Here is an 11,280-nt window from a genome sequence, read left to right on the forward strand (position 1 = left end):
ACCTCGTGAGGGAGCGGCGGGCGGCTACTGGAGGGACTTCTGGAGGGCGGCCACTTCGTCGTTGGCCTCCTCGGCGGCCTCGTCGGGCGAGAGCTGGCCACTGGTCATCGCCCCGATGGCCTTGCCGACGGGGAGTTCGCCGTTCGTGGCGCCGACAAGGGCGCCCTGCCCCTGGGTCAGGCCCCACCGCTTCATGCCTCCGACACCGGTGACGAGCCGGTCGAGGAGCGCGGAGGGGTAGGCCTTCTGCATGGATTCGCGGCGGTCGACGCCCATGACGCTGGCGCGCCACGCCTGCTCGAAGGAGCCGGGCTTCTCCGCCGTGCCGGTACGGACGGGGATCTTGCCCTCGGGGGCCATGCCGAACCAGTCGGCGTACCCGTTGCCCATCATGTACTCGATGAACTTCTGGGAGGCGTCCGTCTCGGCGGTCCGGGTGACGGCCCAGGAGGTGATCTCGCCGAACTGGGCGGGTTCCTTGCCGTCGGGGCCCTTCAGGGAGGTGACGACGCCGGTGTTACGGGCCAGGAACTTCGGGTCCTTCTTGCACTCCGGGCAGCTGGGCAGCGCGTCCGACCGCAGGCCCGCCAGCTCGTCCAGGAGGAAGGACGACCAGACCATCATCGACGACTGACCGGCGAAGTAGGTGGCGCGGGTGGAGTCCACGCTCTGGGTGCCGGGCGCTCCGTGCTCGCGGGCGAGATCGTCGTACGCCGCGAAGGCGTTTCGGCACGCCGGTGAGTCGAGAGCGGGCTCGCCCGCCTCGTCGACCAGCTGGCAGCCGTTGGCCAGGGCGAGGTCCTCGAAGCTCTGCTGGGTGAAGACGTCCGAGGGGTCGGTGGCCAGCGAGATGCCGTCCCGGCCGCCCTGGTCGAGGGCGGCGGCGGCCTTCAGGGCGCTCGGGTAGTCCTCCGGTGCGTCGAGCCCGGCCTTCGTGAACAGGTCCTTGCGGTAGACGAGGATCTGGAGCCAGGCGTCGGAGGGGACGCCGAGCCTGGTGCCTCTGTCGGATGTGAGCTCGAGCGCGTTGCTGTTGAACGTGTCCGGCCGCAGATCCTTCACGATGCGGTCCGCGACCTCGGTGTTGAGCAGGCCGTTGCCGTACATCTGCCAGACCTGGCCCATCGGGACCGCCCCGATCACATCCGGGAGCTTGCCGGCCGCGGCGGCGGACATGATCAGCTGCGGCAGCTGGGCCTCGTCCACGCCGACGAGGTCGACCTCGACGCCGCTCTCCTTCTCGAAACGGCTGATGACCTTTCTGGTCGCCGCCATCCGCGGCGGCAGGTTCTCCTGTGACCACACCGTGATCCTGTTGTCGGGCCGCTCTGCGCCGGAGCTGCCGGAGCAGCCGGCCAAAAGGCCGCCGGCCAGGGTCGCGGCGAGCCCGAACAGGGTCACCCTCGACCGTCGGGTCTTCATCACCATGCTGTGTCCTCACGCCACTTACGCACTTTCCTGACGCATCTCAGCATCACTTTTGCTTATTGACAAGACATAACTCTGAGATATCTTCGACTGAAGTCAGCGAGCAACACCCCTCCAAGCGCTACCGGAGCCCCCCGTGGAACGCGTCGTCCAGTTCACCGGCCCCCGTCAGGTCGAAGTCGCCGAGCACGAGAGTGCTCCGCTTCCCGCGGGGCACCTGCGGGTCCGCACCCGCTACTCCGGCATTTCGGCAGGAACCGAACTCACCGCCTACCGAGGGACGAATCCGTACCTGACACGCACCTGGGACGCCGAGGCCCGGATCTTCCGCGACGGGGCGGCCGGGATCGAGTACCCGGTGGCCGGCTGGGGCTACTCCGAGGTCGGCGAGGTCACCGAGGTCTCCCCCGAGCTCGTCGGCACGCCCGGTATGCCGGTCGAGGGCGATCTGGTCTGGGGCATCTGGGGGCACCGCAGCGAGGGCATCGTCCCGGCCGAGCGCATGGTCGGCCACACCCTGCCCGCGGGCCTGGAACCGCTCGCCGGGGCCTTCGCCCGGGTCGGCGCCATCGCGTACAACGCGATCCTCGCCGCCGACATCCACCTGGGCGAGGACGTGGCCGTCTTCGGCCAGGGCGTCATCGGGCTGCTCACCACCCGTCTCGCCCAGCTCAACGGCGCGCGCGTCACCGCGGTCGACGCGCTCGACGGACGGCTCGCGACGGCCCGGGAGTACGGGGCGCGGCACACCCTCAACGCCCGTACCGGCACCGTCGCCGAAAGCATCCGGGCCGCCACCGGCGGGGCGGGCGCCGATGTCGCGATCGAGATCAGCGGTGTGTACCCGGCCCTGCACGAGGCCGTGCGCTCCGTCACCGTCGGCGGCCGGGTCGTGGCCTCCGGCTTCTACCAGGGTGACGGCGCGGGTCTTCGCCTCGGCGACGAGTTCCACCACAACCGGGTGCAGCTGATCTGCTCCCAGATCGGCGGAGTGCCCCCGCAACTGGCGGGGCGCTGGACCGTCGAGCGGCTCCAGCAGACCTTCCTCTCGCTGGTCGCCGAAGGCCAGGTCGACGTGAAGTCCCTGGTCAGCCACGTCGTCCCGGTGGCGGAAGCCGCCGACGCGTATGTGCTGCTCGACGAGAAGCCCGCCGACGCCCTCCAGGTCGTCCTGGAGTTCTGAGCCCTCGCGGCCCGGACCGATCACACCACCAGAACTCCCGAGCGCCGTCCGCCGGCGCCGAAAGGCACCCCATGCTGAAAACCGCCTGCCAGGAACAGCTCCTCCCCGGCGACACACTCCAGGAGAAGTGGGCCTTCGCCCAGGACGCCGGCTACGACGCCGTGGAGCTGCGCTCGAAGGGGGATTTCCACTTCCGTGACCGCCTGCCCGAGCTCAAGCAGGCCCTGGCCGACGGTGTGGTCATGCCGACCGTCTGCGTCGACATGCTGCACTTCTTCGCCGCGTTCGACGACGGCCTGCGCCGTGACGCCCTGGAGCAGATGAAGTCCCAGCTCTCCGTCGCTGCCGAGATCGGGGCGCTGGGCGTCCAGACCCCCGCGTCCTACGGGATGTTCTCGCGCAGGCTCCCCCCGTTCGAGCCGCCGCGCACCGAGGAGCAGGACCGCGAGGTGCTGCTGTCCGGCCTCTCCGAGCTGGGGGAGCACGCGCGCCGCGAGGGCGTCACCCTCTACCTGGAGCCGCTCAACCGGTACGAGGACCACATGGTCAACCGGCTGGAGCAGGCCGTCGACCTGATCCGTACGGTGGGCCTGGACTCGGTCCGCATCGGTATCGACAGCTATCACATGAACATCGAGGAGGCCGACCCCTCGGCGTCGATCCTGGCGGCGGCGCCCTACATCGGCCACGCCCAGGTCAGCGACTCGAACCGCTTCCAGCCGGGGGCCGGCCACCTCGACTGGCCCGCTTGGATCGGCGCGCTGCACAGCATCGGCTACGACGGCTACCTCGCCGCCGAGTGCCGGCTGACCGGCGACCCGCTGGCGGCCGTGCGCTCCGTCCCCGCGTTCCTCCGGAGGTCCGGCGCGTGACGTCGCTGCTCGAAACCCCCGTGCCCGCCGCCGCCGATCACCTGACCCTTCGGCGCGGCGCGGCACGGGTACTCCTCACCAACTGGACGGGGTCCTCCACCGTCCCGTCGCGCGGGCTGTATCCGCACCAGTGGAGCTGGGACTCGGCCTTCATCGCGATCGGTCTGCGCCATCTGTCCGTGCGCCGGGCCCAGCGTGAGCTGGAGAGCCTGCTGGGCGCGCAGTGGACCGACGGGCGCGTCCCCCACATCGTGTTCAGCCCCGCCGTGCCCCTCGACGCGTACTTCCCCAGCCCCGACTTCTGGCGCTCCTCCACGGACGGCGCCACGGCAGGCGCCCCGGCAGGCACCGAGACCTCCGGCATCGTGCAGCCCCCGGTGCACGCGCTCGCGGCCTGGCTCGTCTACCGGGCGGACCCGGAGACCTCGCGCAGCCGCGGTTTCCTGCCCCGTGTGTACGACCGGCTCGTGGCCTGGCACGACTACCTCACGGGCCCCCGCGACCTCGGCGGCGGCGGGCTGGCGGCCATGGTGCACCCGTGGGAGCCCGGCATGGACAACAGCCCCTGCTGGGACGGCCCGTTGGGACGTGTCGAGCCGGCCGCCCCCGGTTCGTACCGCCGCGCCGACCTTGACCACGGGCAGGCCTCGGAACGTCCGACCGACCTGGACTACGGACGCTATGTGCGGCTCGCCGCCGACTACCGCGACAGCGGTTACGCGGACGTGCCGGGCGGGCATGCCTTCGCGGTCGAGGACCCCTGTGTCAACGCTCTGCTGATCGTCTCCGAGCACGCGCTGGCCCGGATCGCCGCCGAGACGGGTGCGGACCCCGCCCCCCACGAGGCGCGGGCGGCGCGCCTCACCGCGGCCCTGTTGGAGCGGCTCTGGTCGCCCGCCGACGGCATGTTCCTCTGCCGTGACCTGGTCGGCGGCGAGCTGATCCCCGAGCGCAGCGTCGCCGGGCTCGTCCCGCTCATGGTGCCCGGACTCCCCCAGGACATCGTGGACGCCCTGCTCGGCACGGCGACGGGCACCGGTTTCCGCCTCGGCGAGGTCCCGATGGCTCCGTCGTACGACATCACCGGACACGCCTTCGACCCCTCCCGCTACTGGCGCGGCCCCGCCTGGTTCAACACCAACTGGCTGCTGGAGCGCGGTCTGCGCCGGTGCGGGCACGCGCAGACCGCCGATTCCCTGCGCGGGGCCATGCTCGACGCCGCCGGTGCCAGCTCCTTCGCCGAGTACGTGGACCCCTTCACGGCCGAGGCCCGCGGGACCCGCTCCTTCGGCTGGACGGCCGCCCTCACCCTCGATCTGCTGGCCGCCACGCGGCCTGCCGACGGCGGTGCCCCCCGCACCGCACCGATCGGAGCACACACGTGAACGGCAAGGCGGACACCACCCTGGTCCGCGCGGGCACCTTCGCGGTCCTCGGGGCCGACGGCGGTGTGAGCGGCCGTCGCGGCACCTCCCCCGACGGACTGTTCCATCGCGACGCCCGGCATCTGAGCCGGTGGGCACTGACCGTCGACGGCACCGAGCCGGCCGTGCTGGTGCCGTCGGACGGCGAGGCGTCCGCCCGGTGCGTGCTCACACCCCCGGGCACCAGGGACGAACCGGCGGGCTACACCGTCTTCCGCGAACAGGCCGTCGACACAGGCGTCCTGACGGAGTCCCTGCGCCTGGTGAACAACCGTCCGGCGCCCGTCACCGCGGTCCTCTCCCTCACCGCCGACGCCGACTTCGCCGACCAGTTCGAGCTGCGCTCCGACAAGCGGCGGTACGAGAAGGCCGGTGCCCTGCGCACGGCGAGCGTCCACGCCGAGGGGGTCACCTTCACCTACGAGCGCGGCACATGGCTGTCCCGTACGGCGGTGTGCGCCACGCCCGCCCCGGCCGCCGTCCGGCCCGTGGGCGTACAGGACACGGCCCACCGGCTGGACTGGCACCTGGAACTGCCCGCCCACGGCACCGCCGAACTCCTGATCACCGTCACGGCGTACGCGCACGGCGCGCCCGCGCCGGCCCTCGTCGGTACACCGGCCGAGGCGGTCGCGGAGCGTGCGGCGGACACGTCGGCGTTCACGGGCGCGCCGCTGCCCGTTCCGGCCGGTGCGCCCGAGGGTCTGGCCGCCGCCTGTGCCCGTGGGCTGAGCGACCTGGCGGCCCTGCGGGTCCCCGCCACCGGCCCGGACGGTGAACACGTGCGCGTACCCGCGGCGGGGATCCCCTGGTTCCTCACGCTCTTCGGGCGCGACTCCCTGTTCACCTCGCTCTTCGCGCTGCCGTACCGGCCGGAGCTGGCGGAGGGCACCCTGCGTGCCCTGGCCACCACCCAGGGCACGGAGTACGACACCGCCCGCGGCGAGCAGCCGGGGCGCATCGTCCACGAGATCCGGCACGGCGAGCTGGCCCACTTCCGCCAGGTGCCGTACGGCCGCTACTACGGCTCGGTCGACGCCACCCCGCTCTTCCTCGTGCTCCTGGACAGCTTCACCGAGGCCACCGGCGACCGCGCCCTGGCCGCCCGTCTGGAGGACCACGCGCGGGCGGCGGTGGACTGGATGTTCCGCGACGGCGGCCTGGACGACGGCGGCTACCTGGTCTACTCGCCCGACCCGCAGGGTCTGGTGAACCAGAACTGGAAGGACTCCGACGGCGCCGTCTGCTTCCTAGACGGTACCCAGGCCGAGGGACCGATCGCGGTCGCGGAGGCACAGGGCTACGCCTACGACGCGCTGGTGCGCACCGCGCGGCTGGCCCGCTCGGTGTGGGACGACGACGCGTACGCCGACCGGCTCGACGGCGCGGCCGCCGGTCTGCGGGCCCGGTTCCTGCGGGACTTCTGGATGCCCGGCCCCGACTTCCCGGCGCTCGCCCTGGACGGCCGGGGCAGGCAGGTCGACTCGCTGGCCTCGGATGCCGGGCACCTGCTGTGGTCCGGCATCCTGGACGACCGGCACGCGCGGCGCGTGGGGCGGCGGCTGCTGGAACCCGACTTCTTCTCGGGCTGGGCCATCCGTACGCTGGCGTCCGGCCAGCCGGGGTACCACCCGCTCTCGTACCACCGGGGCACGTCCTGGCCGCACGACAACGCGGTCATCCTGCTCGGTCTGGCACGGTGCGGCCTGCGGGACGAGGCGCGCACGGTCGCCCTCGGTCTGCTGGAGGCGTCGGCCCACCACGGTCACCGGCTGCCCGAGGTCATGGCGGGCTACTCGCGCGCCCAGCACCCCCGGCCTGTTCCGTACCCCCATTCCTGCTCCCCGCAGGCCTGGGCGGCGGCGACTCCTCTGGCCGTACTCACCGCGCTGCTGGAGGAGGACGAACATGTTCCCGCCCGCCACGGCGCCCCGGGAGTGGCACAGGCTTGGCCCGTGGACCAGGGGCCGCAGCGGCCGTGACGTCGGCGTAAGAGGTGACGCGCGATGAGGCTTGCCGTCCAGGAGTTCCTGTACCTCGACTCCCAGGGCCGCCCCGGTCGTCCTGCGGCTCGTCAGCCGCAGGACGACCGCGCGGGCTCTCGGTACACACCTTCGAGAAGACGGGACTGCCGGAACAGGGCATGTACGCGGCCTGAGCCCTGCTGTGGGTAAAGGGGACGGGCTGCTACCGCTGGCCGTGCACCTGGTCCTGAAGGCGGCGGCCCTCGTCCCGCAGCCGCTGGTCCTGCAGGGCCTTGCCGTCCGCTTCCATCTTCCGCCCTCGCAGCAGCTTGAGCGCGGAAACCATCTTGCCCATGAGACCACCTCACGATCTCGATACCGCCGGACCTGTGCACGACAGATCCTTCCGTCCGGCCGGCCGGGGCGACTCCGAAGAGCCGCCCCGGTCCGCCTTGCCCCAATTTTTCCCCCCTGTCCGAACCGAATGCAAGTGCGGAAAGTCCCCCGCGTTCGGACAGGGGGAAGAAGCACGGGTGTGCGGTCAGCGCGGTGCCCGGATCCTGTCGATGATGCGTGTCCAGTTGTCGCTGCCGTGCCCGTCCTCGACCGCGTGCCGGTAGTGGGCCTGCACGGCCAGCGGGAGCGCGAGGTCGAGTCCGAGTGACGTGCTGGTCTCGACGATGTGGTCGGCCGTCGCACCCATCATGGTGACCGTGCTGAGGTGGCCGGGATGCTCGCCGGCATCGAGCGCGGCGCCGGGACGCTCTTCGCCGGCGCTCATGATGTCGCCGATCGTGCCGGCGGCGGCGAGCAGCTCCGGCAGCGATTCCTCGGCCTTCATCCCGGCGGTTCCAAGCATCGCTGTGGCGTGCATCAGCGCGGAGAGGGTGGTGAGAAACACCGCGAGCTGGGCTTGGTACATCATCTGGGCGAGGCCCGGATCGTCGCCCAGATACCTGGGTGCGCCGAGCGGCGCCAATGCCGCCCGGTGCCTCTCCATCACTTCACCGGGACCGCTGTAGTAGACGTAGGACGCCTCCGTGCCGACCATCGGCGCCGGGGTCATGACCCCGCCGGTGAGGAAGGCGGCACCGTGGCCCGCCGCCCAGGCGGCAGCCTCGCGTGTGCGATCGGGAGTGTCGGAACTCAGGTTCACCAGCGTCCGGCCGGCCAACGATCCGGTCGCATCACCGAGGATGTCGTACATCGCCCGGTAGTCGGTGAGGCTGAGGATCACGAGGGCGCTCGCGTCGAGGGCCTCGCGCGGTGTCGCCGCGCGCGTCGCCCCGTCGGCGACGACGCCGTCGGCGCGGCCGGGGGTGCGGTTCCAGACGGTGACCGGGCGGCCGGTGGCGAGGAGGGTGCGTGTCATCGCCCGGCCCATCGGGCCGAGCCCGATCACGGTGACAGCGTCGTCTTGTCCGGTGTTACGGGTCTGTTCGTTCACCCCCCCATCCTCGGAGAGCACCACTACTCTCGGAAGTACCCACTATTTTCTGCGGTACTTACCTTTTAGTAAGGGAGCCACTGATGGCCAAGGCGCCGAGACGCGGGCCCTACATCTGCGGCATCGACGCCGCGTTCGACGTGGTGAGCGGCAAGTGGAAGGGGCTGATCCTCTGGGAGCTCGACGCCCATCGCGTACGCCGGTTCGCCGAGCTCCGCCGCGGACTGCCGGGAGTGAGCGAGAAGATGCTCACCCAGCACCTGCGTGAGATGGAGGCGGACGGCCTCGTGCACCGGAAGGTCTACGCCGAGGTGCCGCCACGCGTGGAGTACTCCCTGACCGAGCACGGACACACGCTCAACCAGGCGCTCGAACCGCTGGGCACCTGGGGCGTCGAGCGTATGCGCCGCGAAGGCTCCGACAGGGCCGACGTGGTGGAGACTCCACACGCTTGAGCGGCGGTCCGGCCGGTCGGACGTGGCATTTCGGCTCGCGGAAGACCGGGTCCGCGACCTTGACGCGCGGCGTCCCCCTCGGCCGATCATGGCCCCATGACTCGCGCCCTCTCGACGCAGCCCGTCATTGCCTCCGGCTCGCTCGCCGGTTCCTCCCAGCCTGTCCTCGCCGCTGCCGGGGGCCTGCTGCTACGCCCCTGGGAAGAGGGCGACGTACCAGGGTTCCTCTCCGCCTATCGCGACGAGGAGATCCGCCGCTGGCACACACGCCGGCCCCTGACCGAGGCCCAGGTCCGGGAGTGGTTCGAAGACCATCGCCGGGACTGGCGACGTGAGAAGGGAGGCCACTGGGCGGTCACCCGTGACGGCGGGGAGATGCTCGGCCGGATCGCCCTGCGCGGGCTGGACCTCGACGACGGCGTCGCCGACGTCGCGTACTGGGTGCTCCCGGCCGCTCGTGGCGCCGGCGTGGCCTCCGGTGCCGTCGCCGCGCTCACTACCTGGGCCCTGCACGAGATCGGCTTCCACCGCCTGGAGTTGGACCACTCGACGCGAAACACCGCTTCCTGCGGGGTCGCCATGAAATCCGGCTACCTGCTGGAAGGCACCAGGCGCAGCGCCGCGGTGCACGACGACGGCCGGCACGACATGCACCTGCACGCCCGCATCCGGAGCGACTGAGCCCGTCCGGTCTCCACATCGCAGGCAGCCGGACGCAGTTGGTGAATTCAGACCGGGGACACAGCGACCAGGACGACGTCGGGGCCGCCGAAGACCGCGGTGTTACGCAGACAGGTCTGGGCACGCGCCCAGCGGGGGAGGCGTCCTCGGCGGCCCGGAGCGGCAACTCACCACGTAGAACCGAGCGAGCCCCCACCGGTCACTCACAGCTCGCCGGGGCCGTCGACCCTGCGGAAGGGGATGCCGAGCAGGTCCGCCGCGGCCTTGAAGTCCTTGGCGCGGTGGCCGGTGCAGAGGGTCCAGTGATGCCCGATTCCGGTCGAGGACCAGGCGTCCGTCCATTCCCCGGGGTCGAAGCCGAAGTCGACACGGGAGGTGGTGTTCCCGATCTCCAGCAGGGGCCCCGGAACGACTTCGCCCTCGGAGACGATGAAGCTGAAGGTGCCGTCCGCCTCCTGACCGATGCCGAAGGTGGTGACCGGACCGTGCGTCACGTCGAACTCCACGCTGACCCCCCAGCCACGCTTGCCGTGGTAGACGCCGAGTCCGCGCAGGAGCGGGTCCCTGGACGAGATGGCGAGGTGAGCGGGTCCGTCGTGTCCCATCTCCACCACCCCGTCACGGAAGTTGAGGGCCTGGAGCTCGGTGAACGACCCACCCGCGCCGAGGGTGTCGGCGATCAGCATGGCGAGGCTGGTGCGGAGTTCGTACTCGCCGGCGACCGGTATGCCGCGGGCGGTGAGCAGAGAGGCGCCGAGGATCATGCCCGCGCCGAGCCGCTCGTGGATCTCGCCGTCGAGGCCGCGGTGGTAGTACGCGAGGCTGTCGAGGCCGAAGTCCTCCACCAGGCGGTCGAGACCCACCGAAACCCGGGCCGCCCAGTCGAGGTCCTCCTCCTTGACCGAGCCGTCGAGAGTGAAGACGCGGCGGGCCAGGGCGACGCGTTCGGCGGCCTGCTCGTCCGTCACCGCCGCGACCCTGACCCGCAGGTCGTCGAATTCCAGCACCTCCACATGCCCGCCGAACTGGCTGGACACCAGGGTCATGTCCGTGGAGACGTCCAGCATCCCCGGGTAGAGGTGTCCCATCAGGCCGTGCCGGCCATGACGCATCGCACCACGCACACCGGCCGAAGAGATCCACCTGCCGATCCGGGTCCAGGCGTTCTCGTCGTGCAGATGCCCCGAGACCGAACGGAACGGGATGCCGCTGCGCCGGAAGACGTTGGCGACCTCGGGCAGCGGGCACTGCCCGCAATAGGCCAGCCACTGCCCCGTACCGGTGTTCGGGTGGTCCATCGCTTCGGTCGGCTGGAGGTCGATGACCAGGACGGGCGTGTGGGTGCGCTGCGCGATCGGCAGCACCATCGAGGCGGTCAGATACGTCGTCAGGAACGTGACGACGATGTCGCAGTCGGCCTTGCGCAGCACCTCGGCCGCCTTGGCGGCTTCCTGCGGGTCCGAGATGAAGCCGGCGTCGACCACCTCGCAGCCCATCCCCTCGAATCGCCGGGTGACGAACAGCGCCGAGTCCTGCAGTTGGCCGAGGAGGCCCGGGAACTGCGGCCAGTACGCACCGAGTCCACCGGAGACCAGTCCGACGCGGGTACGGCGCCGCCGCACCGGTGTGAGAGCCCCGTCGAGCACGGCGGGGGAAAGGTCGTCGGCCATTCAAGCGCCCCTTCCTGAAAGTTCCACGGCTGCGAGGTTAAGCACGGGTGACGCAGGCCGACAAGGGGTTGAAACGTATCAATCAAGCGGCGGGAGGGCTGCCCGAAGGGCACGCTCCGGGGCGCGCGGTCAGGTTCTGTGGACAGGATCACCGTG

General features: G+C 71.2%; 10 protein-coding genes. 6 read left to right on the forward strand and 4 right to left on the reverse strand.

Translation table 11 applies throughout. The annotated features are described in order from the left end of the window. Nucleotides 1–24 precede the first annotated feature (24 nt). Entirely contained in the window at nt 25–1,428 is a 1,404-nt protein-coding gene (locus OG379_RS04775; protein WP_405659625.1) for an ABC transporter substrate-binding protein, read from the reverse strand. A 136-nt stretch (nt 1,429–1,564) separates the two neighbouring features. On the opposite strand from OG379_RS04775, the gene OG379_RS04780 reads away from it, so the two are divergent. The 4 genes from OG379_RS04780 to OG379_RS04795 all read left to right on the forward strand — a co-directional run bounded on the left by OG379_RS04780 (nt 1,565) and on the right by OG379_RS04795 (nt 6,889). Then, nucleotides 1,565–2,611, forward strand: a complete 1,047-nt coding sequence (locus OG379_RS04780; protein WP_405659627.1) for a zinc-binding alcohol dehydrogenase — start codon at nt 1,565–1,567, stop codon at nt 2,609–2,611. Nucleotides 2,612–2,682: 71 nt separating this feature from the next. Then, the gene (locus tag OG379_RS04785; RefSeq protein WP_405659629.1) at nt 2,683–3,483 is read left to right on the forward strand and encodes a TIM barrel protein; all 801 of its coding nucleotides are present in this window, start codon (nt 2,683–2,685) and stop codon (nt 3,481–3,483) included. Continuing rightward, nucleotides 3,480–4,868, forward strand: coding sequence for an MGH1-like glycoside hydrolase domain-containing protein (locus tag OG379_RS04790; RefSeq protein WP_405659631.1), 1,389 nt, complete (start codon nt 3,480–3,482; stop codon nt 4,866–4,868). The genes OG379_RS04785 and OG379_RS04790 overlap by 4 nt, the downstream gene beginning before the upstream one ends. Next, entirely contained in the window at nt 4,865–6,889 is a 2,025-nt protein-coding gene (locus OG379_RS04795) for a glycogen debranching N-terminal domain-containing protein (RefSeq protein ID WP_405659633.1), read from the forward strand. Before OG379_RS04790 ends, OG379_RS04795 begins: the two co-directional genes overlap by 4 nt. A 205-nt stretch (nt 6,890–7,094) precedes the next feature. On the opposite strand, the gene OG379_RS04800 is transcribed toward OG379_RS04795, so the two are convergent. Together OG379_RS04800 and OG379_RS04805 are read right to left on the reverse strand one after the other, a co-directional pair. After that, a complete protein-coding gene (locus OG379_RS04800) occupies nt 7,095–7,226 on the reverse strand; it encodes a hypothetical protein (RefSeq protein WP_393756663.1) in 132 nt (43 codons plus the stop codon). Nucleotides 7,227–7,412: 186 nt separating this feature from the next. Next, on the reverse strand, nt 7,413–8,318 hold the full coding sequence (locus OG379_RS04805) for an NAD(P)-dependent oxidoreductase (RefSeq protein ID WP_405659636.1): 906 nt from the start codon (nt 8,316–8,318) through the stop codon (nt 7,413–7,415). An 83-nt stretch (nt 8,319–8,401) separates the two neighbouring features. On the opposite strand from OG379_RS04805, the gene OG379_RS04810 reads away from it, so the two are divergent. Next, entirely contained in the window at nt 8,402–8,773 is a 372-nt protein-coding gene (locus tag OG379_RS04810) for a winged helix-turn-helix transcriptional regulator (RefSeq protein ID WP_405659637.1), read from the forward strand. A 96-nt stretch (nt 8,774–8,869) separates the two neighbouring features. Next, the gene (locus OG379_RS04815) at nt 8,870–9,454 is read left to right on the forward strand and encodes a GNAT family N-acetyltransferase (protein WP_405659639.1); all 585 of its coding nucleotides are present in this window, start codon (nt 8,870–8,872) and stop codon (nt 9,452–9,454) included. 203 nt (nt 9,455–9,657) lie between these two features. Here OG379_RS04815 and OG379_RS04820 read toward each other — a convergent pair whose 3' ends face one another. Continuing rightward, nucleotides 9,658–11,124, reverse strand: a complete 1,467-nt coding sequence (locus OG379_RS04820) for an arabinose isomerase (RefSeq protein ID WP_405659641.1) — start codon at nt 11,122–11,124, stop codon at nt 9,658–9,660. Nucleotides 11,125–11,280: the final 156 nt, after the last annotated feature.

It is taken from the genome of Streptomyces sp. NBC_01166 (assembly GCF_045039765.1).
GTDB lineage: Bacteria > Actinomycetota > Actinomycetes > Streptomycetales > Streptomycetaceae > Streptomyces.